Genomic DNA, 25,735 nt, shown 5'->3' on the forward strand with positions numbered 1-25,735 from the left:
CCCAATTGGGCGCCGGTAGCGCACGAATGAGCGAATCGTTTCCGGAAATCTGGCGTTTACAAGCGCAAATGATCACCTCGCGACGTGACGGCGACCATTTCACGCGGCCGGTGAACGGGGTCCGAGCAGGTTACTATTTGTGCATGCCCACATTGAGCATTGTGATCCCCGTCTATGACGCCGAGGAGTACCTCACGGGGTGCCTCGACAGCATCGTGGGTGGCGGAGACCGGCTCGAGATCATCATCGCCGATGACTGTTCGCCCGACGGCTCGCGCGCCCTCGCAGAGCGGTATGCCCAGGCCGACAAGCGAATCCACGTCTATTCCACGCCCGAGAACGGCGGGTCCGGCCCGGCCCGCAATTTCGGTCTCGCCCAGGCCACCGGCGACTACGTGTGGTTCGTGGACGCCGATGACGAGCTCAAGCCCGGCGCCGTCGAGCGCGTCCTGTCGGCCGTCGACTCCGGCCCGGTCCGGCCCGACGTGGTGCTCGTCCAGCACGAGAAGGTCCGCGACACCGGCGCCGTCGAGATCGGCGAACTCGCCGACCTGGCCGACCGCTGCCCGGTCGACCCGAAGGCGTTCACCTTCACCGAGTGGCCCCAGATCGTGGACTACACGCACACGCCGTGGACGAAGGTCTCGCGCCGCGAATTCCTGACCGACATCGACCTGGACTTCCCCTCGGGCTGGTACACCGACATCCCCTGGACCTACGGCCTGTTCCGCCGCGCCGCGCGCATGAGCGTTGTGACCGAATGCTGCTACCAGTGGCGCCAGCGCGCCGGGTCCTCGATCACGCGGACCCGCGACGACCGGCATTTCGACGTGTTCACCCAGTGGCAGCGCACCTGGGACGACTTCGAGTCGGTGGACGACACCGGCGTCCGCGTCGCCCTGTTCAACCACATGGTGTGGCACCTGCTGCTGGTCATCGGGAACACCGAGCGGGTGGACCCGAAGAAGCGCCGCGAGTTCTTCCGCCGCACTTCCGAGCTGTACCGCCGCTACCACCCGGGCGCCGAGGCCTGGAATCCGACGGGCGGCGTCACCGGGCTCAAGCAGCGGCTGCTGGCCGCCCGCGCCTACGTCGGGTACGAGGCGCTGCGCCAGATCTACCGCCTGTCGCAGAAGGCCAGCCCGAAGTCCAGGCGGCGCGGCAGGGCCGTTCCCCGCCCCGCCGTTCCCGAACATCCGGACCTGAACGGCCCCACCTCGGAAGGTGCGGCCGCCGCAGGCGACGGGGCTTCAGCGTCCGAGCAGGCGCCTGACAGCCCCGCGGGCCTTCCGGCGCAGTCGCTGTCCGGATCCCCCCGCGTCTCGCGGCCCTGACTTCTTCGGTCCCGCAAAGGCTTCGACCAGTTCGCCCTCGCTGACGCGTTCGGCGCCCCACACCTGGGCGATGTCGGCGCCGAGGTGCTCGGCGCGCGCCGCGGCGGCGGTCCGCACCAGCTTGACCGTCCCACCTGGAATGTCCACTTCGAGCTGTCCGAGGCGGTGCTCATTGGCATGTGCGACGAGCACCGCGATCGCCCAGGGGCGGGGCTTCGCCTGCGCCGGCAGCGAGATCCGGTAGGGCACGGCCTGGTCGTTCTCCACCTGTGCGGCCAGCCGCACCCTCGCCTCGCCGCGGTAGGACTCGGCCAGCAGCCGCGCCTCCAGGTCGGCGTCGTCGAGCGGGGCGTGGCGGCCGGGGTTCGGCTCGGGCCATTCGCCCAGCAGCGTCACCCGCACGTCCGGGACGGCTCCGCCGAGGATCTTGTCGGCGGCGGCCTCCGCGCCGGGCCCGGCGTCGATGAACACGTCGGCCAGCGGCGTCGCCCATGACCGGTTCGCCCGGGGGCGCTTGAGGTCGAGCTCGGGGACGCGGTTGGCGATGTGGGGTTTGCGGTAGCGCTTGGCCTGCTCGCCGCGCGCGGCGATCTGGCGCGGGCCCAGGTGCCACGACGACGAATCGTTGTCGGGCACGAACACCGCCCCGGCCTGGTGCAGCCGGTAGCCGAAGATCGTGTCCGAGCCGAGGATGACCTCGGCGTCCATGCCGCCCGAGGCCTTGTAGATCGCCTTGGGAACCGAGAACGAGGCGCCGACGAGGACCCGGAAGGCCCGGTGGTCGGCGGTCTTGAGGCCGTCGGTGCGGTCGATGATCGCCTCGATCCACTGCGGCTCGGACGCCTCGGTGTCGAACAGCTCAGCGGCCTTCCCGGCCTTCACCGCCTCGAACACGTGCTCGGGCAGTAGATCACCTGGCTTGTAGTCCACGAACCGCTTGTGGCCCAGCACGGCCAGGTAGTCGGCGGCGTGGTGCCAGCGCAGCTGCGACTCGATGTGGTCGGCGAAGGCGAGCATGTCGGAGTCGAGGCGGACGATGACGTCGCCGTCGGCGCGCTCGACCCCGGAGTTCGTGGCGTGCGCCGACGCCCAGCCGCCGGGCAGCGGCGGCACGATCTTGGCGTTGGCCGGGCGCCGCTCGGGCAGGCGCAGGGCCGGCTCGGTGCCGTCGTCCACGACGATGACTTCCAGCAGTTCCTCGGGATAGGTCTGGGCCGCGAGCGCGGCCAGGACGATGTCGAGCTTGTCCTGATGGCCGTGGGCGGGGATGACGACGCTGACGCTCAGGTGCGGCTTCCAGTCGCCGGACGGCCTGGTCAGGGAGCCGTAGTCGTTGCCTCGGACGAACGGGTTTCCCGCTTCTGCTGCGAGCACGGTGGTCGCTCTCCTCTGCTTATTTCTTGAAAATACTGCGCAGGCGCGCGCGGGCCCGGGCGTCGAGGAACCGGCGGGCGAAGCGCCGCGCCAGGTCGACCGGGGGCGGATTGAAGGCGGTGTCGGCCTCGGGTGCGGCCAGGCCGGCGTGGGTGGCTACGCCCCAGACTCCCGCGACGACGTGGTCGAGGTCGCCTCCGCCGGTGATGTGGCGGGCGCGACAGAACGCGGCGGTGCGCTCGAGCCGGGCCGGGCCGGACCCGGGCAGTTCGGCCAGGACGAGGCCGGCGTCGGCCCGTTCCATCGAGCCCAGGAGCTTGCCGACACTGTTCGGCCGCAGCGGGACCGGACGCGGGAGATGGAGCCGGTAGGGCACGGCCGGGTCGGCCTCGGGCGCCTCGGCGCTGAGGCGGACGCGGGCCTCGCCCGCGTACATCTCCTCGATCAGGCGCAGCTGGGTGCCGTCGCCGGAGAGGATCGCGGCCCGGTCGTGCGCGGCAGGGCTCTGGCCGGTGACGAGGGTGATGCGGACGTCCCCGTCGGGGCCGGCCAGGACCGGGGCGACGGCGGCGTCCACGTCGGCCACGTTGGCGCGGCCGACATCGATGACCATGTCCACCAACGGAACCCGCCAGGCCCGCGGCGGCGCGGTGTGCCGGAGGCCGTGCAGGGGCACGCGCTGGACGATGTAGGGCAGGCGCTGGAGGCGGCCCTCGGCCTCCTTCTCCAGCATCTGCGGGATGCCCAGGTGCCAGGCGGAGGACTCGGTCTCGGGGACGAACACGGCGCCGGCCTGGGCGAGGCGGTAGGCGAACTCGGTGTCGGAGCCGAGGCGCAGTTCGGCGTCGAGGCCGCCGACGGTCTTGAAGAAGTCGCGGTGGAGCGACCCGGAGGCGCCGATGAACACCCGGTAGTTCATGGGGTGATGGACCGTGAGGCCGTCGGTGTCGGCGATGACCTTTTCGATCCATTGGGGCCGAGACGACTCGATCTCGAAGAGGGCCTCTGCTTCTCCACACAGGACCTTCTCGTGGACCTGCTCGGGCGTGTACGTCCCGGCCTTGTAGTCCACGAACCGCTTGTGGCCCAGCACGGCCAGGTAGTCGGCGCTGTGGTGCCAGCGCAGGTGGGCCTCGACGTGGTCGCGGTAGGCGACCATGTCGGAGTCCAGGCGCAGGATGACCTGGCCGTCGGCGTGGCTGACGCCGGTATTGACGGCGTGGGCGCTGCCCCAGGACTCGCCGGTGGGCACGACGAGGCGGGTGTGTTCGGGGCGGAGCTGTGGCAGGCGCAGCGCGGGGGTGGAATTGTCGTCGACGACGACCACTTCCATCAGTTCGGCCGGATACGTTTGGGCGGCGAGGGCCGCCAGCGTCAGGTCGAGCTTCTCCTGGCCTCCGAAGGCCGGGATGACCACGCTCACCGCCAGGCTCGGCCGCCAGTCGCTGGAGGTCGGCGGATGCAGAGCCCTATAGTCGTTGCGGACGATGCGCGGGCGTTTCGGTGAGTCGTTCATTTCGGGCTCACAATATCCCGGGCTATTCCCGAGCCTTAGGGCGGATGGTCCGTTAATCAGTCGTTTACGCAGTTGAGGACAATTGTTTGAATGCAATTCAATTCCACTGCGCTCTGCCGGGTGACGATCGGGCCGAATTCGACCAGGAGACAATGAAATCGATGAACGCTGACGATGAGAGCGGGCTTTACCCCAGCCGCATGACCGACGACCATCTGGCGACGGCGAAGACCCGCAAGGCCGGGACGATGGCCGCGACCGCGCTGCGCACCCGTTCGCCGGGTGCGCGCCACCTGCTGGCCAGGGGCGCCACCCGCGATCTGACGCTGCCCGGGCTGCTCGAGGCAGCCCGTTCGGGCGACCTCGGCGGCGCCCGCGTCGACGCGGCGGCGCTGTGCGAGCTCGCGAAGGTCGTCGGGCTCCAGTTCGGCACCGAGGACGACCGCCGCGACGCGCTGGCTCTGTACGACCTCGCGCTGCGCGAGGGCGGGGCGAAGCGCATCTCGGGCCGCCACGGTGCCGTCCACGCCCAGTTGGCGTTCTCTCTCGGCGAATACGGCCGCGTCTCCGAGCTGCTTCGCCGCTACAAGAAGCAGATGCCGCCGCTCGAATACGGTGCGCTGCAAGCGGACCTGGCCCACCCCGACTGCGGCGGCGACGAGGCGGCGTGGATAGCGCGGCTCGGCGAGCTGTGCCGCCAGCCGCAGCTCGCGCTCGACCCCGACCGGTCGCTGCCGTGGTTCGACCGCCTCCGTGCCCCAGCCGGGCCCAAGGTCGGCGCGGGTCCGAAGATCTGGGTCGTCATGACCGCCTACCAGCCCGATCGGGCCCTCATCACGGCCGTGGAGTCGCTGCTGGCCGGGACCTGGACGAACCTCGAAGTGGTCGTCGTCGACGACGCATCGGGGGAGGAGTACGGGCCGATCCTCGACGAGGCCGCGGCGCTGGACGAGCGGGTCCGCGTCGTCCGCAAGGAGGTCAATGGCGGCACCTTCGCGGCCCGCAACACCGCCTTCGACTGCATCCTGAACGACGGTGACACCGGCGATTTCGTCACCGGCCTCGACTCCGACGACTGGGCCGCCCCCGACCGGCTCGCGCACTCGATCGCCCCGCTGCTGGAGGACCCCGAACTCCAGCTGACCTACTCCGAGGCGTTCCTGTTCGGCGAGGACCTCACCGTCACCCGGCCCGGGCGCGTCGTCACCACCGTCTCGACCGCGTCGATGATGTTCCGCCGCGGCGTCCTCGACCGCATCGGCTACTACGACGAGGTCCGCAAGGGCGCCGACACCGAGTTCCTGCAGCGGGTCTCGGCCGCGTTCGGCAAGACCTCGGTGCAGCGGCTGAACGGCACCTGGGACACGTTCATGCGCCAGGCGGCCGGCTCGCTCTCGCGCGACGAGTTCGGCTCCGGCTGGAAGCACCCCTCCCGCCGCGCCTACCAGTCCTCGTATCCGCTGTGGCACCGCCAGATCGCCGCCGGCGAGGCCGACCCGTACCTGTCCAAGAGCCCGGCGCGGCGGCCCTTCTGGGCCCCGTACCACACCGCCGTCGCATCGAAAGGCCAGCGTCGCCGCCACTTCGACGTCGTCTACTGCCTCGACTGGCGGCCCTTCGGCGGACCCCAGAAGTCCACCATGGAGGAGATCCGGGCACTGAAGTCCGAGGGCCTGAGCATCGCCATCATGCACCTGGAGTCGTGGCGGCACATGACCACCGACGACCGCCCCATGGCCCGGCAGATCCAGGAGCTCGTCAACGACGGCACCGTCGACCAGGTCCTGGTCACCGACGACGTCGAATGCGAACTGCTGGTGCTGCGCTACCCGCCGATCCTCCAGTACCGCTCCGGCGAGGTCTCGAACGTCCGCCCGAAGCGGATGATCGTGCTCGCCAACCAGGCGCCGGCCGAACGGGACGGCTCCGACATCCGCTACACGCCCGACTCGGCCCACGCCAACGCCGCCGCCATGTTCGGTGTCGATCCGCTGTGGGTGCCGCAGGGCCCGCAGGTCCGCGAGGCCCTGTCCGAGCTGAAGGCCGGTCGCCTGGCCGACTTCGACATGCCCGGAATCCTGGAGACCGAGTCGATCGCGCCGCCGCGCCACGGCTTCCGCTCGGTCCTGCCGGTCGTCGGACGCCACTCCCGCGACGACTGGACCAAATGGCCCACCGCGAGTGACCTCCCGAAGGTCTACCCCGGCGACGGCCGCTGGGACGTGCGCGTCATGGGCGGGGTCAAGACCGTCGCCCGCCTCCTCGGCGCCGAACCCTCCCCGGAGTGGACCTGCTACCGCTACAACGAGACCGACGTCGAGTCGTTTCTCTACCAACTCGACTTCTGGATCTACTTCCCCCACCCGAAGCAGTACGAGGCGTTCGGCCGCGCCATCCTCGAGGCCCTCGCCGCCGGATGCGCCGTCGTCCTCCCGCCGCGGTTCGAACCGACCTTCGGCGATGCCGCCCTGTACTGTGAACCGGCCGAAGTCGCCTCGGTCGTGGACGGCCTCTACGCCGACCCCGAGCGCTTCCTCGCCCGCTCGGCCCTCGCCCAGCAACGCGTCCGCGAACGCTTCAGCCACGACTCCTACCGCAAGCTCGTCCTCGACGTGCTGTCCGACCACACCTGAGAGCACCAGCCGTGAAACAGAAACTCAAAGCCGTCTACGACCGCCTGGGCCGGCCCTCGATCAAGAAGCTCGCCGCCGCGGTCGGACTCGTCCTCGCCGTGGCCTTCGTCGCCATCGCCTGGCTCGGTGACACCCGTCTCACGTCGGCGCTGTCACTGCTGACGAGTCTGGCGACGCTGGGGGCACTAGTGCTGGTGTGGAACGAGGGCCGCAAGGGCCGCGCCGAGGCCCGGGCCTCGCACGAGCGCACCGAGGTCACCTTCAGGCGCATCCTCGCCGCCATCGAGGTCGAACGGCTCGCCAATGAGCGCCGGGCCGCGAACGCCGCCGTCCCCCAATCGCGCCAAAGCACCCGATAAGGGGTACCTGGCCCCGTGCGGATCGGCCGTGATGGTCCGCCATCGCCTGGGCGGTAGTATTGGCGCGCCATTATCAAGCTGTACTGCAACCACCTGTTCTGGGAGGGCCGCCCTCATGGAGGAGCCGATCATCCAGGCTCGCGACCTCGGAATCTGCTTCGCCAAAGGCAAGCAGAAGAAGGGGCGGGTCAAGGACCTGTTCGTTCGGCGGTCCGCCAATAAAAAGGGCGCCGCCTCTGATGACTTCTGGCCGCTGCGCCACGTCAACTTCGACATCTTCCCCGGCGACTCCGTCGGCGTCATCGGATCCAACGGAACCGGCAAGTCGACGCTGCTGCGCCTGATCACCGGCGTGCTCATCCCCGACGAGGGATACGTGCGCCGTGAGGGCCGCGTGGCCCCGCTCATCGCGCTGTCCGCCGGGTTCTCCGGCGACCTGACCGGGCGCGAGAACGTCAACCTCGTCGGCGCCCTGCACGGGATGACGAACAAGGAGATCAAGTCGAAGTTCGACGAGATCGTCGACTTCTCCGAGCTCGAGGACTTCATCGACACGCCCGTCAAGCACTACTCCTCGGGCATGAAGGTGCGGCTCGGCTTCGGTGTCATCACCCAGCTGCCGCACCCGATCCTGCTCGTGGACGAGGCGCTCGCGGTGGGCGACAAGGCCTTCAAGAAGAAATGCCACGGCGTGATCGACGGCCTCCTCAAGGAGGGCCGCACCCTGGTGTTCGTCTCCCACTCCGCCGGCGAGCTCAAGCGCTACTGCAAGCGGGGCATCTTCCTCGACGCCGGGCAGGTCATCACCGACGGCACCGTCGACGAGGCCCTGGACTCCTACAACGAGTCATCCGAGGCCACCGCCAAGCGCAAGGCCGAGAAGAAGAAGGCCGAGAAGGCAGCCGAGGAGGCCCGCAAAGCCGCCGAGGCGCCCGCCGCCCCGCCCCTGCCAGTAGAGGCGACCACGTGAGCCGAGCCGTCATCCTTCCGGCCCCTGGCGGGGCCATCGAACTCGACGGCGAACGCACGGTCCTCGACCGGCTCATCGCGCAGATCCGCGAGGCCGGCTGCGAGGACGTCACCGTGCTCACCAGGCCCGGCGCCGACCGGCCGATCAAGGCCGCGCAGCTCGAATCCGCCGACGCCGCCACCGACCTCGAACACGTCGGTGAACTGGCCGCTGGGGAGACCGGCGCGCTCTTCGTCGCCTGCGCCGACCTCGTCGCCTCCCAGACGACGATCGCGGCGGTCCTGTCGGACTCCTCACGGCGCTCGGGCGTCCTCGTCGGCACCGACGACGCCACCGCCGCGCCCGTCACCGTCGAACGCGGCCTGGTCACCGGCCCCGGGCCCGGCCCGGGGCGCCTCGGCGGCCTCGCCAAGATCTCCGGCGCCCACCTCAAACGCCTGCGCCGCCACTGGCCCCACGGCACGACCGGCCACGACGACGCGTTCGAGGCCGTCCTCGCGCTCCTCGGCGCCCGCGCCGTCCCCGTCAGCGCCTACAAGAGCGCCGGGCTCGCACACCGCCAGGTCGCCACCGCCGACCAGGCCACCGAGACGATCGCCGAGTTCGAGGCGATCGACCTGGACCAGTGGCGGATGAGCAACGCCGTCAAACACGACGACGACCTCTTCGCCACCTACTGCGTCTCCTCCTGGAGCCCGCGCCTGGTCCGGCTCTCGGCCCGCCTCGGCTGGACGCCGACGCCCATCACCTGGGTCTCCATCGCGCTCGCCATCGGCGCCGCCGGAATCTTCGCCGCGGGATGGTCCTGGTGGTACCTCGCCGCCGCCGGTCTCATGTACTTCAGCTTCGTCTTCGACTGCGTCGACGGCCAACTGGCCCGCTACACCCAGAACTTCTCCTCCTTCGGCGGCTGGCTCGACATGATGGCCGACCGCAGCAAGGAATTCCTGATCTACGCCGGCCTCGCCGCCGGAGCCGCCGTCGACGGCAACCCCGCCACCGCCTGGGGCCTCGCCATCGCCGCGCTGCTCACCCAGACCGTGCGCCACACCGCCGACACCTGGTACGCCGTCCTGCTCGACACCGCCGTCGTCAACCAGGCCCGCAAACGCGAATCCGCGCCGCCGATCGGCCGCGCCGCCCACCTCGGCCAGCGACTCGGCTCCGCCTCCGAACAGGTCATGGGCGCACACCGGTCCCCCCTGTACTGGGCCAAGCGCACCATCGTCGCCCCCGTCGGCGAACGCTGGCTGCTCCTCGCCGCCTGCGCCGTCGCCTTCGGCCCGCAGATCGCCATCGCCGCGCTCCTGGCATGGCAGCTGCTCGCCCTCGGCTACACCGGCGCCGGGCGCACCCTCCGCACCCTCGCCGCCCGCACCGCCGCCCTGCGCCGCCCCGACCGGGCCGCCCACCGCGACGACGGTTACCTCGGACGCGGCATTCGCGGCCTCGGACTCAACCCCACGATCTCCACCGCCGCGGCCATCGCGCTCGCCGCCGCCGCCGTCTGGGCCAGTGCCGCCGGTACCGCGCCCGCCTGGCCGCTCCTGTCGGCCTTCGCCGCGGTCTGCTTCGGCCTCGCCGCCGCGAGCGCCGAACACGACGGCATGTTCGACTGGCTCATCCCCGCCGGACTGCGCGCGGTCGAACTCGGCGTCGTCCTCGCCGCCGGACTCGTCGCCGGGGTCTCCTGGCCGGTCCTGTACGCGACCCTCGCCGTCATCGCCCTCTACTTCTACGACCTCGCCGCCGGACTCGACAAGGCCGCCTCCCCGGTGGCCCGCCGCGACCTCGGCCTCGGCTGGCCGGCCCGGAGCCTCATCGCTCTGGCGGCCGCGGGCGTCTCCCTGGCGACCGCCCCGGGCGTCGCCACAGTGACATTCGCCGTCCTGGCCGTGTACGTCGCGTCCGTCTTCATCGGATCGGTCGTGACAGGCACAGTCCGCGCCGCCCGCGCCTGAACACCCCGAGTCCGGTGCCCGCCAAGGCAACGGGCCCCACGCGAGTTCACGGAGATTTAAGCCCCTCAACCAAACTCGTTCGGGGTACATGGCACGAGCGGCGGGCAGGTCTGGCGCAATACAACTAAGGTGTACCTGTGCGCAAGAGTCGGGTCCTGCATCTGGTGCTCGCCGCCATCCTCCTAGGAGCGGTGAGCACTCTGTTGTTCGCGCCCAAGCACCAGGGCACTGAAGTGCCCGAAGTGGACTGGGTCAACGCCGACGAGACCAACTCCGAATTCCCGCCCGTCTCGCCCAGCCCCAGCTACGACGGGGACGGCACCTCCGACCCCGACGGCGAAGAGGGATCCGGCGAATCGGGCGAGGACGGCCAAGGCGGCCCCGACGGCGGCGGCGACGCCGGGGAGCCCGGCATGCAGGGCCCCGACGAGGCCGATAGCGGCGACGGTGCCGGTGGTCTCCTCGGCCTGTCCTTCCCGGTCCAGGCCGGCATGAGCGTCGGCATCCTCGCGCTCGCGTTCGCCGCGCTCCTGCCGGGCCGCAAGATGCCCGCGAACCTCCGCGGTCCGTAATCGAGCCCGCGAACCTCCGCGGTCCGTAGCCGAGCCCGCGAAGCTCCGCGGGCTCTAACCGAACCCGCGAGCCATCGCGGCCCGTAACCGGCCCCGCGACCACCAGAAACGAACACGGCCCGCACTCGACGCTCTCGCGCTCAGTGCGGGCCGTGATGGTTCCCGCCCAGTGCGGGGGCCGCAGTCGGTTCGCGCCTATCGCGGCCTAGAGCGGCGTGTACGCGTAACCGCGATTCTCGAATTCGTCCAGGATCGCCCCCAGCGCCCCCAGCATGTCCTCCTGGTTCGACGCCCCGTCGTGCAGCAGCACGACCGAGCCCGGACCCGACCGCTCCAGCACGATGTCGCGAATCTCGGCCTCCGTGGTCCCATTGTCCCAATCGGACGGATCCACCGTCCAGTGCAACGACTCCATGCCCAGCTCCGCGGCGACGCCGATCGCCCGGTCCGTCCACTGCCCGCCCGGGTGGCGGAAGTACTTCACCTCCGCGCCGGGCGCGGCCTTCTCGATCGCGTCGTTCGTCCGCCGCAGATTCGCCCGGATCTCACCCTCACCCCAAGTGCCCAGGTCGAACTGGTGGAACCAGGTGTGATTGCAGAGCGTGTGCCCGTCATGGACGATGTCCGCGATGATGTCGGGATTCGCCTCCGCATACGCGCCGATGACACAGAACATCGCCTTGATGCCCCGCTCCCGCAACGCCTCCAACACCTTCGGCGTCCAATTCGGATCCGGCCCGTCATCGAACGTCAGCGCCACCGCGTCCGTGCCGGTGTGATTGCGGGTCCCCAGCGGCCCCGCGTACGTGTTCGACGCGAGCTCCCCACCGGGCACCTCGGGCACCTCGGGCCCCGGGGCCGGCTCCCCGGTCGGTTCTCCACTCGGCTCCGCGGCACCGGGATCGGGCGCCTCCGAAGACGCCTCACCCTCCGAGGAATCCGCCGCGCCGTCCGTGTTCTCCGACTCCCCATCGCCGTCGACCATGGGCGCAGGAGCCCCGGAGGCAGTACTCTCGGAGCCGTTCAGGGCAGGCGGATCCGAAGCATCGCCATCAGGCCAGATCCAAGCGAGCAGCAGGAAAACGCCGGTCACGGCCGCAACTGTCAGTTTGTGTCGCGTCACACTGCGATTGTATGGGACAAAACCGGCAAGCCGGTAGATCAGGAGAGCATCGATGCGGTTGATCGTCGGGATGACCGGGGCGACCGGAGCCGTATACGGAATTCGGCTGCTCCAGGCGCTGCGAGACATCGAAGACGTCGAGACCCACCTGGTCATCAGCAAATGGGCGCGCACCACCCTGCAACTGGAGACCGAGCACGCCGCCGCCGATGTGGCCGCGCTGGCCGACTACAGCTACGCGCCCGGCGATCAGTCCGCGCCGATCTCCTCGGGCTCGTTCCGGGTCGACGGGATGATCGTGGTGCCCGCGTCCATGAAGACCGTCGCCGAGATCCGCACCGGCTACAGCCACGGACTCATCGCCCGCGCCGCCGACGTCGTCCTCAAGGAGCGCCGCAAGCTCGTGCTGTGCGTGCGCGAGACCCCGCTCTCGGAGATTCACCTGGAGAACATGCTGGCGCTGACCCGCATGGGCACGGTCGTGATGCCGCCGGTGCCGGCGTTCTACAACCACCCCAAGACGATCGAAGACCTGGTCGACCACACCGTGGGTCGGCTCCTGGACCAGTTCGACCTGCCCTTCCCCGGCACCCGCCGCTGGGACGGGCTGCCGGGCAACGGCAGGTCGTAACTAATTTCTGCGCGGCCGTCTCAGCGGCCGATGCCCTTGTAGGACCAGCCGTGGGCGGTCCACTGCTCGGGGTCGAAGGCGTTCATGCCGTCGAGGATGCGCCGCTGCGACACCTGCTGGCCCAGGGCCTCGGGGTCGAGCGTGCGGAACTCCTCCCACGGGACCATCGCGCACACCACGTCGGCGCCGTCGACGGCCTCGGCGAGGGTCTTGACGTAGGACAGCTCCGGCGCGAAGGCGTGGGCGTTGTCCAGGCCCTCGGGGTCGTAGACGACCACGTCGGCGCGGGCGGCCCGGAGCTTGCGGGCGATGGCCAGCGCGGGGGAGTCGCGGATGTCGTCGGTGTCGGGCTTGAAGGTCGCGCCCAGGTAGGCGATGCGCAGGCCGGACAGGTCGGGGCCGTTCGGGCCCGAGGCGCGACCGGCCAGGTCGGCGACGGCGCGCACGGTGTGGGTGCGGCGGCGGGAGTTGAGGTGGTCGACCTCGTCGAGGAAGCGGAAGGACTCGCCGACGCCGAGCTCGCCGGCGCGGGCGGACAGGGCGCGGATGTCCTTGGGCAGGCAGCCGCCGCCGAAGCCGATGCCGGCGCGCAGGAACTTGTTGCCGATGCGCTGGTCGTAGCCGATGGCGCGGGCCAGGTCGGTGACGTCGCCGCCGGCGACTTCGCACAGGTCGGCCATGGCGTTGATGAAGGAGATCTTGGTCGACAGGAACGCGTTGGCGGCGACCTTGACCAGTTCGGCGGTGGCCAGGTCGGTCTCGACCACGGGGACCTCGCGGTCCTCGACGGCGGCGAGCTCCATGATGCCGCGGTGGACGTCCTTGAGGAGCCCTGAGGCCCATTCGGACTGGGAGGCGTAGACGACCCGGTTGGGGCGCAGCACATCGTGCATGGCGTTGGATTCCTGGAGGAATTCCGGGCTCCAGCCGACCTCGGCGCCGAGTCCTTCGGGCGCGTGGCGGTCGACCAGTTCCTGGACCCAGGAGGCGGTGCCGACCGGGACGGTGGACTTGCCGACGATGAGGACCTTGCGGGACAGGTGCTTCGACAGGTCGGTGACGGCGGCTTCGATGTAGGACAGGTCGGCGCCGTGCTCGCCCTTGCGCTGGGGGGTGCCCACGCAGATGAAGTGGACGTCGGCGAAGTCGGCGACGGCCTGGATGTCGGTGGTGAAGCGGACCCGGCCGGATTCGAGGTTCTTCTTCAGCAGCTCGGGCAGGCCGGGCTCGTGGAAGGGCACGGTTCCCGAGGAGAACAGGTCGATCTTGGCGGCGTCGACGTCGTAGCCGATGACCTCGTAACCCAGCTCGGCGAAGCAGATCGCGTAGGTGGCGCCGAGGTAGCCGCAACCGAGGAAGGAGATGCGGGGCCGGGTGGTGGTGTGCTTCGGGGTCTCCGGGGTTTGAGTCGAGTTGCCCATCGAATGCGTGCCCTGTCTTTCGTCGTTGGTGGTCGGGGGCCGATCATGTCGAGACTGATTGTGTCGAGACATCGCATTTCGGGCCCACGGCTTGCGCCATCGTATATTGTGCTCCACGCGTGAACGGTCGATGTCGTTGCGGGAAAGCGACGGGGAAATCCGAGTGTTGCGTCTCACCGGCCAGGTCGGAGGTGCGTTACACTCGCCTCATCTTACTGACGAGTAACAAACACCGGAGCCGCTGATGTCCACCGGATTTACCCCTTACAAGCTGCCAGAAGAATACTCCGACATCCGCACCGCCACGCGCGATGTATGCGATGCGGGAGTGGCACCTCACGCCGCCGAGGCCGATCAGACCGCCTCGTTCCCGGCCAAGTCGTACGAGGCGCTGAAAGCCGCAGACTTGCACGCCCCGCACATCCCCGCCGAGTACGGCGGCGCCGGGATCGATGCGCTGGGCACGGCCATCGTCATCGAAGAGGTCGCCCGCGCGTGCGCCTCGTCCTCGCTGATTCCGGCGGTCAACAAGCTCGGTTCGATGCCGCTGCTGCTGGATGCGTCCGAGGAGCTCAAGCAGCGCTACCTGCCGCCGGTTGCCGATGGTGAGGCCATGTTCTCCTACTGCCTGTCCGAGCCCGAGGCCGGTTCGGATGCCGCGTCGATGAAGACCCGCGCCGTTCGCGACGGCGATGAATGGGTGCTCGACGGCGTCAAGCGCTGGATCACCAATGCAGGGGTCAGCGAGTTCTACACGGTGTTCGCGGTGACCGACCCCGAGGCGGGTCCGAAGGGCATCTCCGCGTTCGTGGTGGAGAAGGACGATGCGGGTGTGTCGTTCGGCAAGCCGGAGAAGAAGCTCGGCATCAAGGGGTCGCCGACGGCGGAGGTCTACTTCGACTCGGTGCGGATTCCCGCGGGGAGACTGATCGGCGAGGTGGGGCGCGGTTTCTCGCTTGCCATGAGGACCCTCGACCACACTCGGGTGACCATTGCGGCCCAGGCCCTCGGCATTGCCCAGGGAGCCTTGGACATCGCCGCGGCTTACGCGGGCGAGAGAGAGCAGTTCGGCAAGCCCATCGCCAAGTTCCAGGCCGTGCAGTTCTTGCTGGCCGACGCGGCCATGAAGATCACCGCGGCGCGCGAACTCACCTACGCAGCAGCCGCCCGCTCCGAGCGGGTGGATGCTGATCTGACGTATTTCGGTGCAGCGGCGAAGTGTTTCGCCTCCGATGCGGCCATGGAGATCACCACGGACATGGTCCAGGTGCTTGGCGGTTACGGATATACGCAGGACTTCCCGCTGGAGCGCATGATGCGCGATGCCAAGATCACCCAGATCTATGAGGGAACCAACCAGGTCCAACGAGTGGTCATGGCGCGGGAACTCCTGCGCGGCAACGCATTCTGAGCGGTCGTCTGATCCCGGTCGTGAGTGCTCGTCAAGTCGCTCGGTTTGCCATTCCAGGCGCATGAGCTCGTCCGAACCGGGACTGAACGCCTCTCAGGAGGATCGTCCGTACCGGGCCAGTCGTAGGGCGGTCGGGGCTCGTGTGCGTTGGGCTTCAAACCAATCAGCGACAGCAGAGGTCCGCCCGAGTTGATGGTGGTCTGCTGGCCGTGAGGGTGTGCTTGGGGTTGGCTTCAAACCGATCAGCGATGGAGTGGTGAGCGGGTGCCTGCTGTTCGTTGGCGGGGTGGGGCCGGGGTGGGCCCGGCCTCGGCCGTAGGGATGGCGGGGGGTAATGCCGCCTGCGGCACGACGAGGGGCCCGATCCCCTGGTCCCGTTTCCGGGTGGGTCGGGCTGCGGTACTTGTTGGTCCGCGTCCCCCGCCGCCTCTTGCTGCCTGGCGGCGGGGCAGGGTAAGGCCCCTGGCGGTTGACCGAGCCTGTCCGCTATGACCGCTTTGGGGTTTCCGGTATCGCTGAACCGGTAGCGGGCCTTGGCTTTGGCGCGTTTGATGCACCGTTCGACCTGCGCCAGCTGGTAGGCGTCAAGCGAGGTCTTCAAGTCCCGATCGGTGATCTCGGTTTGTTCTTCGGGATAGATGCCGGTGGGGAAGGCGTCATCGATGCCTCCTCGGAAGTCCACTTCGAGGTCTTCGCTGCTGCGGTGGTCGGCACATCCGCACCCGTGGTCGCCTTCGGCGTATTCGGCCATGTCGGCGGCGGCGAGGTCTGCGTGGTCGTGGTGGACGATCAACGCCGCACCGGGGCCAGTCTTCGTGACCGTCCAACCAGGAGTGTGGATGCGGCCGTGGTGGAAGCGGCACAGCAGGATCAGGTTGTCCGCGTTGGTGTTCCCACCATCGGCCCAATGCACGATGTGGTGCGCTTCGGTCCATGCGACCGGTCGTGAACAACCGAACCAGGCACACCCTCCCGGCTGCTCTGCCTCCAACTTGCGGCGCAGGGCGGTGCTCGGGAGGCGTTCCTCGCGACCGAGCTCCACTACTTCCCCGGTGGCGTAGTCGTAGACCATGGGAATCACACCGGCCTCGCAGGCGAGGAGGCGGGCTTTGGCGACCGAGATTGGCTGGCCGTCCAGTCGCGGGGTGCGGTCCGGAGCCTCGGCCAGGTCCACGTCCCCTCGCAGGGTCTCGATGTCGCACGACAGTGAGAGGGTGGCGGTGTGGCCGTGGCGGGTGGGAGCTGCCGGGTTGGTGCCGTAGGCGGCGAGCATCTGGTGGAGGGCTTCGGCGTTGCGGTTGGAGGCGGCGGGCAGGTCGCCATCTTGGTCGGTCTCGTCTTGGCGGGGCGGAGGGACGGCAGTGGCGAGCATCTTGGCGAACAGGGCACCGGTGTCGGCCGAGAGCTGCCCGGCCAGGCCCCACATGCCGTTGTCCTGCTCCCAGATATCGAGGTGCTGGAGGGATTGCTCGCCGAGCCCTTCGAACAGTTCTGCCGAGTCGGCAAGGGACGCTTCGATCTCGGCCAGGTGAGCCTTCAGGTCTTCGAAGGGGGCATGGGCGCAGTACTGGGCCACCAGGGCTTCGGGGGTCGGGCACGACACCGCGGGGTCGAAGGGGGAGGCGACCGGCTGCCGGTAGGGGGTGCGGGCATAGAGACGCATGGCGGGGGTCTTGTCCAACTGCCGCACCGCGAACGCCACTTGATCGATCCGGGCCGACTGCGAGGTAGCGGCCTCGGAGAGGAGAGTGAACTTGCGGGTGCGCCCGGCGATCGCCGCCAGGTCGGCGGCGGTGCGCTGGCAGAAGTCGAACGTGGAGACCAGCCAGTCGCGGAGGGCGGAGAACCCGTCGAAGTCGCGGTGGATGTTCCAGGTCTTCGCCTCGATTACTGAGGACAGCACCGAGGCGTGGGCGCCATTGATGAGAGCGGCCTGCTCATCGAGGAGGGTGTGGATGGCCTCGGACTTGCCCCGCCGGTCAGGACCGGTCGCAGTCTGGGTGGGAAGCGGAGTGGTGTTGCTGAGGGCCATCGGTGTCACCTCCTCGATGTGTTTGCGTTCGAACAGGGTTCCTGTCTTGGTGCTCCTGTTCTATGTCTCAATGGTGACATATGGAGGGTCTGGTGGCATCACTCTAACGGGTGAATGTGGTGGTGTTTTCCCAGCTCAACAGGCACGTACCCTGCGGTCGGGCGTGTCACGCGGGCGCCCTTCCCGCTCCTCCGTCGCTGATGCCTGAAGACCGATCACTCTCTCAGCAGGTGTGAACAAAGATGGCGCGCTTCCCCTTGCAGTGGGAAGCGCGCCGGATTTGATCCCGGCGAGCAAGCCGCCGAGGTCGGCGGCTCTCACGCGGAGGTGCGCGTAGCTGTCGGCGACAGGAGTCTTGGTGTCTCCCACCGCGACTTCATCGCCTAGAACGGCGAACGCGACGCAATTGCCGTTGGAGCCGCCGTTGCTGCGGCTGCTCTTGCGGAACCGGGCGCGAGCCCACCGGTCACGGTCGTAGGCTCCGTGGGGCATTTCTCCACTTCCTTCAACATCTCTGCCAAGAACTCAGTAGTTCGCTTCTTGCTCCGAGCACCCTCGTTCCCATGGCGACCCGCCTGGGACGGCGACACCATGAGCCCCGGTATCGAAACCGACGCCCGCACCATCGCCGGAGACACCTGAGACAGGATCGTTCGGGGCCGCCCTGGTGGTCGGCGCTGAGTAACCTGGCGCCGATTCTCTTACCAGTTCTCCTACCAGTTCGCTTACTAGATCGGTGCCGATATGCCCAAGTCCAGCTCTAAGAAGCAACAGCCTGTGAAGGTCTCGAAGCCCGTGGCCCTCATCGTCATGTCCGTCGTCCTCATCGGAGCCATCGCCCTCATCGTGGGCCTCATTCGGCTGATCGGCTCGGGTGGCTACGCCCGATACGAGGGCCAATGCGTCTCCAGCAACGTCAGCGTGACCGACAGAGACTACGACGAGAAGTTCATCGAATGCACCGACTCCGAGGCCCACTGGGAGATCACCAAGGTCTACACCAGCGAACCCTTCGCGGACGCATGGGAGACCAAGTCGACGGCCCAACGGTGGCTCGACAAGAAGTGCGACGTCAATGACTCCGGTGACGGACCGGAGCGCGAGGCGTTCGTGTTCCGCGTCAACGACGACCGGGGATTCCTGGCCTGCGCCGTCGCGATCGAGTAGCCAGGCGTAGCACTGTCCATACTGCCGATACTGCCCAAACTGTCAATGCCGATCGGCGCTGGCCGCATCGGTCCCGCTCAGACCTCGTACCAAATGTGGAAGTCGTCGAACCGGTGAATGCCCGGGGCGCCGCCGACCTCGCGCACCGTCCGCTGTAGCTCGCGCAGCTGCTCGACGGTCATGGGCAGGTCCGCCTCATATGGCTGGTAGGTCGTGCCCCGCGGATAGTCCAGGCCCGGTTCGATCGACATCTCGACATGGCAGCCGAGCACGTGCGAGACCGGATGCGAGTCGCACCAGTCGACCAGGCGGTCCACGGTCGCCGCGAAGGCATCCCAGTCCTGGATGTAGAGGCGGCCCGGGTAGAACGTGTCGCCCGTCAGGAGCAAGCGCGTGTACCGGTCGTAGAAGACCGTGGCCGAGGCGTGGTGGCCGGGGCCGGGAATGACGTCGATCGAGCGGCCGCCCAGGTCGATCTCGCGCGGCGTGGCCGGCCAGTCGTCAAAGCCGTAGTGGGCCTTGACGTCGTCCAGCCCGGCGCCGACGACGGTGGTGTGCTCGCGGCCTGCGAACTGCGCGTCGGCCGCCTTGTGGTCGCCGTGGCCGTGGGTATGGACGACGAGGAGCCGGTAGTCGTCGCGGGGATGGTCGGCCAACCATGCGTCCAGGTGTTCGTCCACGACCTGCCGCAGCGGGAAGTACTCGGCCTCGGGCGTCGCACCGGTGTCGATGAGCATGGCGGCGTCATTGCCGAACAGCAGGAACATGAACGGAGCCTCGTAGTTCACGGACTTGTTCTGCCGCATGATGACCGTGTGCTCGTTCGCGAAGTGCGACTGGATCTCGGGCTCGGGATCGTGCTTGGGGGAGGGCCAGCCGGCGTGCCAGTCGACGTCCAGGTCCACTGTGCACCGGCCCGGCGCGAACGCCACGCGACGGTGCGGATCGGCGGCGGCCGCGGCGGGAATCGAAGTGCTGATGGCAAGTCCTCCAAGGGCTCCGGCGAACAGGATGCGGCGTCGGATCGGCGACATGGGGTGCTCCACTCGTAGGGTGCCACAAGTCTCGGCGCCCGGGAGCGGGGATGCATCGTCGTCGCGGAGGATCTGCGAGCGGTCGGGATGCGACGAAAGTGGGAGGCCGGCACAAGGGTCTCCGGACACGGTGCTGGTCGCAGCGAGCGACGAGTGGCGGTGACGCGCGGCCGCAGCATGCCCTATCCGCCCTGCACGACCCGCCCCTCCGGGGTCCCGTAGTACCAATGGCGCCCGGCTGGAGCCGGGGAGAGCGTGCCGGCGGCCAGATCGACCAGCGCCTGCGCCAGCTCGACCAGCGGAGCAGCGGCAATGTGTTCGGCGCCGCGCAGGAAGCCGGTCGCGCTCTCCTCAAGCTCGGGCCAGTTCGCGACTTCGTCCCGGCTCACGCCACCACGGGCCTCGATCCGGCGAGCCGCCTCCACCACGCAACTCAGGAATACCCGTCGCTGCTCGGCGGCGAAGTCGTCAAGCAGGACAGCGGTATTGGCGCCCAGCGACGCCTGGGTGAGAAGGTGCTGCTTCAACTCCGGCCAAGCCGAGGGCCGCCCGTCCGCCGGCATCTCCGCACCGACTCGCGCCGCCTCGATGAAGAGCACCCCGAGCGCCACGTCATAGGCCCAGAACATCGCTTCACCGGCGATCACCGGCACCGTCCTGCTCATTCGCAACGGGCCCTAGGCTTCGGCCTCGACCGGTTCGGCCTTCGGGGCCACAATGCCCGCCGTCGTCCGCTTGCCCGGGATGACCAGGGAGGCCACCCAGGCGAGCGCGATCAGCGTGAACAGGACCGTCGACAGCTGCCAGGAGAGATTGAAGTTCCCCAGCAGGGTCCGCAGGTTCAGGCCCACCACCAGGAAGCCGATGGTCGAGCCGAGCCGCGCGGTGGGGATCTTGCGGGTCAGCCACGCCGCGATCGGCGCGGCGATCATTCCGCCGACGGCCATGCCGACGACCAGCGGCCACAGCACCGTCAGGCTCTCGGGGATCGCGAGCCAGAAGCCGACCACCGCCGCCGCGGAGGCCGCCACCTGTGCGGTCGAGACCGAGCCGACGACCTGGTTCGGGGCGAGGCGCGACGTGGTGAGCATGATCGGCATCGTCACCGGGCCCCAGCCGCCGCCGCCGGCCGCGGCGAGGAACCCGCCGGCCAGGCCCGTCGGGACCGTCAGGTATTTCCGGTCCGGGCGCGAGCCGTGGTGGGTGCCGCTGCTCTTGGCGAAGCGCCACACGATGGCGATGCCGAGCGCGATGAGGATGGAGCTGGTGACCGGCGTGGCCGCGTCCAGGTTCGTCAGGGAGACCAGCGCCCAGGCCCCCGCGAGACCGCCGATCGCGCCGGGGACGCCGAGCGCCAGCGCCGTGGGCCAGTGCACATTGCGGAACCTGTGGTGGGCGGCCGCCGAGACCAGGCCGGTGCCGATGGTCGCGACATTGACCGACGCCGAAGCCACGGCCGGAGCGATGCCCAGACCCAGCAGGAACGTCATGGTGATCGTTCCGAAGCCCATGCCGAGACTGCCGTCGACCAGCTGCGCGAGGAAACCGGCGACGGCGGAGATGAGACCTTGAGCGATCACTTCGGGCTCCCTGAAATCCGGCGTCTCCCGATACTCCACTAAATCAGTGGGAGTTGTCAACATGCGTCCAATCGGCGGGACGACCGCGAGGCCTCCGCCACCAGCACCAGGGGTCGGGCGCACCCGGCGAGACTCGCGTCATAGCGTGGTCGAACGGTCCTGGTTACGCTCGCGTAGCCAATAAAACACGCAGCCACGGCAATGCAGAGGAGCATTCGATGGGTAAGAAAGTCACGGTCGTAGGCGCCGGATTCTACGGCTCCACCACCGCTCAGCGTCTGGCCGAGTTCGACGTCTTCGACCAGGTCGTCCTCACCGACATCGTGGAGGGCAAGCCCGAGGGCCTGGCGCTCGACATGAACCAGTCCCGCACCATCGAGGGCTTCGAGACCAAGGTCGTCGGCGCCACCACCGACAACGAGGGCGGCGGCTACGACAAGACCGCCGGCTCCGACGTCATCATCATCACCGCCGGCCTGCCCCGCAAGCCCGGCATGAGCCGCATGGACCTGCTCGAGGTCAACGCCAAGATCGTCCGCGGCGTCACCGAGAACCTCGTCAAGCACTCCCCGAACGCCGTCATCATCGTCGTCTCCAACCCGCTCGACGAAATGACCGCGCTCACCCAGCTCGCCTCCCAGTTCCCCAAGAACCGGGTCCTCGGCCAGGCCGGCATGCTCGACACCGCCCGCTTCACCAACTTCGTCGCCGAGGAACTCGACGTGCCCGTCGGCTCCGTCAAGACCCTCACCCTCGGCTCGCACGGCGACACCATGGTGCCCGTCCCCAGCCAGTCCTCCGTCGACGGCAAGCCGCTCGCCGACCTCCTCCCCGCCGAGAAGGTCGAAGAGCTCGTCACCAAGACCCGCAACGGCGGCGCCGAAATCGTCGCCCTGCTCAAGACCGGCTCGGCCTACTACGCCCCCTCGGCCGCCGCCGCCCGCATGGCCAAGGCCGTCGCCGAAGACTCCGGCGCCGTCATGCCCGTGTGCGCCTGGGTCGACGGCGAATACGGCATCTCCGGCGTCTACCTCGGCGTCAACGCCAAGATCGGTGCCGAAGGCGTCAAGGCGGTCGTCGAGACCCCCCTGACCGACACCGAACTGGCCAACCTCAAGGAAGCCGCGGAGGCCGTCCGCGCCAAGCAGGCCGACGTCGCCGACCTCTAAAGGTTTACGCCGCCGCGAGGCGTGGCGGCGCGTGAAAATCGGGCCGCGATGCGGTATGAGATACGCCGCTCGAACCGATATCGCTAGGCTTACGGCCGTGACCGTAATAGGCCGACGACCTACTCAAGCCCCCATGGGCACCTGGAGTCCCTTCCTCGTGAAGCGGCCCGGCTCATGGGGGCTTGAGATCGCCATGGCCCTCGCCCTCGTACTGTGGACCATCCCCCTCGCCTGGGTCAGTCCCCTCATCGACATCGACATCTGGATCCGCGACTTCGCCGACGCCAACCGCCCCGACTGGTTCGACTTCCTCCTCGTCCAGACCAATAAATTCGGCCAGGGCGGCCTCCTCGGCGGCATCGCCCTCGGCATCGCCGGGATCATCTCCTACCGCAGGCGCACCGTCCGCCCCCTGCTCGCCTTCCTCGCCCTCTACGCCATGGCCGGCTCCGTCCTGGTCCTGAAGGACGTGCTCCCGCGCGTCTACCCCCACTGGCCCGGACCCGCGCACCCGCCATACGCCGACGCCACCCAATCCCTGCTGTTCACCACCCTCGAACCCGCCGGCGCCTACCCCTCAGGACACGTCCTCAACACCATCGTCTGGTATGGATTCCTGGTCTTCCTGCTCGGAGGACACCTCAAGACCTGGCAGCGCCGACTCATCCGCACCTTCCCGCCGATCATCGTCGCCTTCTCCACGACCTACCTCGGCTTTCACTGGTTCACCGACTGCCCCGCAGGCCTCTTCATAGGGGTGATCATCCTCAGAGTCATCCAACGCATTCGATGGGACACAATCGAACTGCCTTCGTGGCTGGAGCCCGAGAAACGATATCTTTAGGCATGCCCGCACAGCCGTCCCAAGCACGGCAGCCCCACACCCTGTCCAGGCAGCTCGGACTGCCCTCAGCGATCATCATCGGACTCGCCTCCATGCTCGGAGCAGGCGTCTTCTCCGTCTGGGGCCCCGCCGCCAGCGCCGCCGGCTCCGGCCCCGCACTCCTCACGGCCCTCGCCATCGCCGGATTCGTCGCCTACTGCAACGCCCGGTCCAGCGCACGCCTCGCCGCCCTCTACCCCCAATCCGGCGGCGCCTACATCTACGGCACCCGCCGACTCCACCCCGCCGCCGGATTCGCCGCAGGATGGGGCTTCCTCGTCGGCAAGACCGCCTCCGCCGCCGCCATGGCCCTCACCCTCGGCCACTACCTCCTGCCCGACCACCCCGCCGCGCTGGGCGCCGCAGCCGTCGCCGCGTTCTGCGCCATCAACCTCCTCGGCGTCAAGAAGACCGCGCTCGCCTCGGTGGTGTTCGTCAGCGTCACCGTCGTCGTCCTCACCCTCGTCGTCGTCGCCGGACTCACCGGACCCGTCGCCGTCGAAGGCATGGACAACACCCACCCGTGGGGCGTCGTCACCGCCGCCGGATTCATCTTCTTCGCCTTCGCCGGCTACGCCCGCATCGCCACCCTCGGCGAAGAGGTCAAACGTCCCGAATGGACTATCCCGCGGGCCATCCCCATCGCCCTCGGCGCCGCCCTCTTCATCTACGCCGCCGTCGCCGTCACCGCCCTCAGCGTCCTCGGCCCCGGCATGCTCGCCGACTCCCAGACGCCACTGTCGGACCTCGCCGGAGCCGGAGCCCCGGCACTGAAGCCGCTCGTCGCCGTCGGCGCCGGCATCGCCGTCGCCGGAGTCCTGCTGAGCCTCCTGGCCGGTATTGGACGCACCGCGATGGCCATGGCCCGCGACCGGCGCCTCCCGGGCGCACTCGCGGCCGTGTCAGGCAGGTTCGGAGTCCCATGGATCGCCGAAGTGACCGCGTGCGCCCTGATCCTGGTCCTGGTGGCCACGATGGACCTCGCCGGTGCGATCGGCTTCTCCAGCTTCTGCGTCCTGGTCTACTACGCCGTCGCGAATGCCTCCGCGGTCACGCTCGACCGGCGCGCCGTACTGCCATGGGCGGGCCTAGTGGGCTGCCTGCTGATCGCCGCGAGCCTTCCCCTGGAATCGGTGCTCGGAGGCCTCGCGGTCTTCGCGCTCGGAGCAGGCTGGTACGCCCTCACCCGGCGCCAAGCCGGCACCACGACCCAATAGGCGCCGCGCCCAAGCGAACCCACCTTCGCGCCGGCGGGCGTTCGATGGCGGCGTCGGCCTCCGGAGCCGAGGACTGGCAGTGACACCGCTCATCCGGATAGATACCCAGTAGGTATCCGGCGTTCGCAGAGGCGAGAATGCGGCAATGACCGATATGGCCTCGAAGTCGACCTCTCCGCCGGCCGCCCTGGCGGTCTCCCTCGCCGGCGGCCTGGCCTTGGGGGTGCTGACCAATCTCGCTCAGGGCTGGCTTCCGGGTGCATGGAACCAGATCGCGAACTCCGGGGCGGTCTGGGCCGCGGTCGCCTTCGCGGCCGGAGCCGCGCTGGCCGGGCGGTGCCGACTTCCGACACTCGCCGCAGCGGGCCTGTGCGTCGAGATCGGGCTGGTCGCCGGGTACTACGGGTACGCCACTCTCGCGCGGCACGACGACGTCGGCTCGCTGCTGGGCTGGCCGGTCCTCTGGGCGGCCTTCGCCTGTGTCGCCGGTCCACTCCTCGCGGTCGCGGCGGCGTGGTGGCGGCGCGGGCGGACCGGGTGGCACCGTGCGGCCGGTCTCGGGGCGCTCGGCGGCCTCTTCGGAGCGGAGGGCCTCCACTACGCGGTCGTGCTGCACTATCCGGCTCAGGTATGGGCGTGCGCCGCGGTCGCACTCGCCGTGCCGCTCTTGGCGGTGCGCGGCGAACGGACGCGCACCCTGGCCGCCGTCGGTGCGCTCACCCTGGTCGCCTACGCCGCGGTGTTCTTGCCGCTCGGGCTCCTCTAGGCACCGTCGCGAACGGACTGCGGCAATGCGCGCCCGCCCCGACAAGAAATCACCGGACAGGCCCTAGGCGAACCCGCTGCCGATCCGCGTTCGCGCCAGCTGAGCGGACCACCCGTCAAACCGCGCTCGCGCATAGCGAGGAGCCTCCCCCCGGGGCGCGTTCCTTCCGAAAACTCAGCGCCCCAAGCGCTTTGCGCGAGCCGCCTTGAGCCTGCGGATCACCACCGGCTGCTCCGCGGCCGCTTCGGGGTGGTCGATGAGGCGCGCCAGGTGCTGGTAGTACCGCTCGGGGGTCAGGTCGAGTTCGTCGGCGATCGCCTGCGTCTTGGCGCCCGAGGCGCGCCACCAGCGGGCCTCGAACGCCAACACTCGCGTCTCCAACGGCGACAGCTTCGTCTCGGGCTCGGGCCGGACCTGTCTCGGCTCCGACCCGGCGCCATCGGCTTCGATCCGCTGTGGCCTGGTCTCGGGCCGCGACGTCTCATGCCCGCGCCCAGGGCGCGGGGCGGGCACGAAATCGCCATCGTCACCCCCGCGTGCGCGCGAGGCGGGCCGGGCTGGGGTGAGGCGGGGGGACATGCT

23 protein-coding genes are annotated in these 25,735 nt (G+C 69.1%); 13 read left to right on the forward strand and 10 right to left on the reverse strand.

Annotated elements, in window-relative coordinates; genetic code table 11:
• The first annotated feature begins 143 nt into the window (after window positions 1-143).
• Window positions 144-1,334 (forward strand): glycosyltransferase family 2 protein, encoded by a 1,191-nt coding sequence (locus tag FAB82_RS01335; RefSeq protein WP_168801365.1) that lies wholly within the window; start codon window positions 144-146, stop codon window positions 1,332-1,334.
• Here FAB82_RS01335 and FAB82_RS01340 read toward each other — a convergent pair.
• Together FAB82_RS01340 and FAB82_RS01345 are read right to left on the reverse strand one after the other, a co-directional pair.
• The gene (locus FAB82_RS01340; RefSeq protein WP_168801366.1) at window positions 1,251-2,708 is read right to left on the reverse strand and encodes a glycosyltransferase family 2 protein; all 1,458 of its coding nucleotides are present in this window, start codon (window positions 2,706-2,708) and stop codon (window positions 1,251-1,253) included. The genes FAB82_RS01335 and FAB82_RS01340 overlap by 84 nt on opposite strands.
• 19 nt (window positions 2,709-2,727) lie before the next feature.
• Window positions 2,728-4,224, reverse strand: a complete 1,497-nt coding sequence (locus FAB82_RS01345; protein ID WP_136532743.1) for a glycosyltransferase family 2 protein — start codon at window positions 4,222-4,224, stop codon at window positions 2,728-2,730.
• 161 nt (window positions 4,225-4,385) lie between these two features.
• Here FAB82_RS01345 and FAB82_RS01350 point away from each other — a divergent pair, with 161 nt between their 5' ends.
• The 5 genes from FAB82_RS01350 to FAB82_RS27380 all read left to right on the forward strand — a co-directional run bounded on the left by FAB82_RS01350 (window position 4,386) and on the right by FAB82_RS27380 (window position 10,719).
• On the forward strand, window positions 4,386-6,857 hold the full coding sequence (locus FAB82_RS01350; RefSeq protein WP_168801367.1) for a glycosyltransferase: 2,472 nt from the start codon (window positions 4,386-4,388) through the stop codon (window positions 6,855-6,857).
• A gap of 11 nt (window positions 6,858-6,868) precedes the next feature.
• Entirely contained in the window at window positions 6,869-7,216 is a 348-nt protein-coding gene (locus FAB82_RS01355; protein WP_136532745.1) for a hypothetical protein, read from the forward strand.
• 115 nt (window positions 7,217-7,331) lie between these two features.
• The gene (locus FAB82_RS01360; protein WP_136532746.1) at window positions 7,332-8,186 is read left to right on the forward strand and encodes an ABC transporter ATP-binding protein; all 855 of its coding nucleotides are present in this window, start codon (window positions 7,332-7,334) and stop codon (window positions 8,184-8,186) included.
• Complete coding sequence (locus FAB82_RS01365; protein WP_136532747.1) at window positions 8,183-10,147, forward strand: CDP-alcohol phosphatidyltransferase family protein; 1,965 nt, start codon at window positions 8,183-8,185, stop codon at window positions 10,145-10,147. Before FAB82_RS01360 ends, FAB82_RS01365 begins: the two co-directional genes overlap by 4 nt.
• 137 nt (window positions 10,148-10,284) lie before the next feature.
• Window positions 10,285-10,719, forward strand: a complete 435-nt coding sequence (locus tag FAB82_RS27380; RefSeq protein ID WP_211116300.1) for a hypothetical protein — start codon at window positions 10,285-10,287, stop codon at window positions 10,717-10,719.
• A 205-nt stretch (window positions 10,720-10,924) separates the two neighbouring features.
• On the opposite strand, the gene FAB82_RS01375 is transcribed toward FAB82_RS27380, so the two are convergent.
• Window positions 10,925-11,842 (reverse strand): polysaccharide deacetylase family protein, encoded by a 918-nt coding sequence (locus tag FAB82_RS01375; RefSeq protein ID WP_168801368.1) that lies wholly within the window; start codon window positions 11,840-11,842, stop codon window positions 10,925-10,927.
• 52 nt (window positions 11,843-11,894) lie between these two features.
• Here FAB82_RS01375 and FAB82_RS01380 point away from each other — a divergent pair, with 52 nt between their 5' ends.
• Window positions 11,895-12,473 carry a non-oxidative hydroxyarylic acid decarboxylases subunit B gene (locus FAB82_RS01380; RefSeq protein ID WP_136532749.1) on the forward strand — a complete coding sequence of 193 codons (579 nt, stop codon included), beginning with the start codon at window positions 11,895-11,897 and terminating at the stop codon, window positions 12,471-12,473.
• Between the two features lie 20 nt (window positions 12,474-12,493).
• Here FAB82_RS01380 and FAB82_RS01385 read toward each other — a convergent pair whose 3' ends face one another.
• Window positions 12,494-13,894, reverse strand: a complete 1,401-nt coding sequence (locus tag FAB82_RS01385) for a UDP-glucose dehydrogenase family protein (protein ID WP_136532750.1) — start codon at window positions 13,892-13,894, stop codon at window positions 12,494-12,496.
• Between the two features lie 244 nt (window positions 13,895-14,138).
• Here FAB82_RS01385 and FAB82_RS01390 point away from each other — a divergent pair, with 244 nt between their 5' ends.
• The gene (locus tag FAB82_RS01390; protein ID WP_136532751.1) at window positions 14,139-15,305 is read left to right on the forward strand and encodes an acyl-CoA dehydrogenase family protein; all 1,167 of its coding nucleotides are present in this window, start codon (window positions 14,139-14,141) and stop codon (window positions 15,303-15,305) included.
• A 163-nt stretch (window positions 15,306-15,468) separates the two neighbouring features.
• Here the strand turns inward: FAB82_RS01390 and FAB82_RS01395 are convergent, their stop codons facing one another.
• Together FAB82_RS01395 and FAB82_RS28485 are read right to left on the reverse strand one after the other, a co-directional pair.
• Window positions 15,469-17,337, reverse strand: a complete 1,869-nt coding sequence (locus FAB82_RS01395) for an HNH endonuclease signature motif containing protein (protein WP_136532752.1) — start codon at window positions 17,335-17,337, stop codon at window positions 15,469-15,471.
• Between the two features lie 135 nt (window positions 17,338-17,472).
• Window positions 17,473-17,829 carry a DUF397 domain-containing protein gene (locus tag FAB82_RS28485; protein WP_136532753.1) on the reverse strand — a complete coding sequence of 119 codons (357 nt, stop codon included), beginning with the start codon at window positions 17,827-17,829 and terminating at the stop codon, window positions 17,473-17,475.
• 285 nt (window positions 17,830-18,114) lie between these two features.
• Here FAB82_RS28485 and FAB82_RS01405 point away from each other — a divergent pair, with 285 nt between their 5' ends.
• A complete protein-coding gene (locus FAB82_RS01405) occupies window positions 18,115-18,504 on the forward strand; it encodes a hypothetical protein (RefSeq protein ID WP_136532754.1) in 390 nt (129 codons plus the stop codon).
• A 77-nt stretch (window positions 18,505-18,581) separates the two neighbouring features.
• On the opposite strand, the gene FAB82_RS01410 is transcribed toward FAB82_RS01405, so the two are convergent.
• From FAB82_RS01410 to FAB82_RS01420, 3 genes are all read right to left on the reverse strand, one after another.
• Window positions 18,582-19,538 (reverse strand): MBL fold metallo-hydrolase, encoded by a 957-nt coding sequence (locus FAB82_RS01410; RefSeq protein WP_136532755.1) that lies wholly within the window; start codon window positions 19,536-19,538, stop codon window positions 18,582-18,584.
• 182 nt (window positions 19,539-19,720) lie between these two features.
• Window positions 19,721-20,203 carry a hypothetical protein gene (locus tag FAB82_RS01415; protein WP_136532756.1) on the reverse strand — a complete coding sequence of 161 codons (483 nt, stop codon included), beginning with the start codon at window positions 20,201-20,203 and terminating at the stop codon, window positions 19,721-19,723.
• A 12-nt stretch (window positions 20,204-20,215) separates the two neighbouring features.
• Window positions 20,216-21,118, reverse strand: coding sequence for a sulfite exporter TauE/SafE family protein (locus FAB82_RS01420; protein ID WP_168801369.1), 903 nt, complete (start codon window positions 21,116-21,118; stop codon window positions 20,216-20,218).
• A 218-nt stretch (window positions 21,119-21,336) separates the two neighbouring features.
• Between FAB82_RS01420 and mdh the strand changes: the two genes are divergently transcribed.
• The 4 genes from mdh (at window position 21,337) to FAB82_RS01440 (ending at window position 25,153) form a co-directional block, all read left to right on the forward strand.
• On the forward strand, window positions 21,337-22,287 hold the full coding sequence (mdh, locus tag FAB82_RS01425) for a malate dehydrogenase (RefSeq protein ID WP_136532758.1): 951 nt from the start codon (window positions 21,337-21,339) through the stop codon (window positions 22,285-22,287).
• A 133-nt stretch (window positions 22,288-22,420) separates the two neighbouring features.
• Window positions 22,421-23,131 carry a phosphatase PAP2 family protein gene (locus FAB82_RS01430; RefSeq protein WP_168801370.1) on the forward strand — a complete coding sequence of 237 codons (711 nt, stop codon included), beginning with the start codon at window positions 22,421-22,423 and terminating at the stop codon, window positions 23,129-23,131.
• 2 nt (window positions 23,132-23,133) lie between these two features.
• Window positions 23,134-24,387: an APC family permease gene (locus FAB82_RS01435; RefSeq protein ID WP_136532760.1), complete on the forward strand. Its 1,254-nt coding sequence runs from the start codon at window positions 23,134-23,136 to the stop codon at window positions 24,385-24,387.
• Between the two features lie 145 nt (window positions 24,388-24,532).
• Entirely contained in the window at window positions 24,533-25,153 is a 621-nt protein-coding gene (locus FAB82_RS01440) for a DUF6518 family protein (RefSeq protein ID WP_211116301.1), read from the forward strand.
• Between the two features lie 174 nt (window positions 25,154-25,327).
• On the opposite strand, the gene FAB82_RS01445 is transcribed toward FAB82_RS01440, so the two are convergent.
• The gene (locus FAB82_RS01445) at window positions 25,328-25,732 is read right to left on the reverse strand and encodes a DUF3263 domain-containing protein (RefSeq protein WP_136532761.1); all 405 of its coding nucleotides are present in this window, start codon (window positions 25,730-25,732) and stop codon (window positions 25,328-25,330) included.
• Window positions 25,733-25,735 lie beyond the last annotated feature (3 nt).

Origin of the sequence: Glycomyces buryatensis (assembly GCF_004912275.1) — a bacterium.
In the GTDB taxonomy this organism is placed as follows: Bacteria; Actinomycetota; Actinomycetes; order Mycobacteriales; family Micromonosporaceae; genus Glycomyces; species Glycomyces buryatensis.

What these genes read in the sequence shown, in the direction of transcription:
- FAB82_RS01335 (WP_168801365.1), top strand. Translation starts at nt 144, where the DNA reads ATGCCCACATTGAGCATTGTGATCCCCGTCTATGACGCCGAGGAGTAC.
- FAB82_RS01345 (WP_136532743.1), bottom strand. Translation starts at nt 4,224, where the DNA reads ATGAACGACTCACCGAAACGCCCGCGCATCGTCCGCAACGACTATAGG.
- FAB82_RS01350 (WP_168801367.1), top strand. Translation starts at nt 4,386, where the DNA reads ATGAACGCTGACGATGAGAGCGGGCTTTACCCCAGCCGCATGACCGAC.
- FAB82_RS01360 (WP_136532746.1), top strand. Translation starts at nt 7,332, where the DNA reads ATGGAGGAGCCGATCATCCAGGCTCGCGACCTCGGAATCTGCTTCGCC.
- FAB82_RS01380 (WP_136532749.1), top strand. Translation starts at nt 11,895, where the DNA reads ATGCGGTTGATCGTCGGGATGACCGGGGCGACCGGAGCCGTATACGGA.
- FAB82_RS01385 (WP_136532750.1), bottom strand. Translation starts at nt 13,894, where the DNA reads ATGGGCAACTCGACTCAAACCCCGGAGACCCCGAAGCACACCACCACC.
- FAB82_RS01390 (WP_136532751.1), top strand. Translation starts at nt 14,139, where the DNA reads ATGTCCACCGGATTTACCCCTTACAAGCTGCCAGAAGAATACTCCGAC.
- FAB82_RS01395 (WP_136532752.1), bottom strand. Translation starts at nt 17,337, where the DNA reads ATGGCCCTCAGCAACACCACTCCGCTTCCCACCCAGACTGCGACCGGT.
- FAB82_RS28485 (WP_136532753.1), bottom strand. Translation starts at nt 17,829, where the DNA reads ATGCCCCACGGAGCCTACGACCGTGACCGGTGGGCTCGCGCCCGGTTC.
- FAB82_RS01410 (WP_136532755.1), bottom strand. Translation starts at nt 19,538, where the DNA reads ATGTCGCCGATCCGACGCCGCATCCTGTTCGCCGGAGCCCTTGGAGGA.
- FAB82_RS01415 (WP_136532756.1), bottom strand. Translation starts at nt 20,203, where the DNA reads ATGAGCAGGACGGTGCCGGTGATCGCCGGTGAAGCGATGTTCTGGGCC.
- mdh (WP_136532758.1), top strand. Translation starts at nt 21,337, where the DNA reads ATGGGTAAGAAAGTCACGGTCGTAGGCGCCGGATTCTACGGCTCCACC.
- FAB82_RS01430 (WP_168801370.1), top strand. Translation starts at nt 22,421, where the DNA reads ATGGGCACCTGGAGTCCCTTCCTCGTGAAGCGGCCCGGCTCATGGGGG.
- FAB82_RS01435 (WP_136532760.1), top strand. Translation starts at nt 23,134, where the DNA reads ATGCCCGCACAGCCGTCCCAAGCACGGCAGCCCCACACCCTGTCCAGG.
- FAB82_RS01440 (WP_211116301.1), top strand. Translation starts at nt 24,533, where the DNA reads ATGACCGATATGGCCTCGAAGTCGACCTCTCCGCCGGCCGCCCTGGCG.
- FAB82_RS01445 (WP_136532761.1), bottom strand. Translation starts at nt 25,732, where the DNA reads ATGTCCCCCCGCCTCACCCCAGCCCGGCCCGCCTCGCGCGCACGCGGG.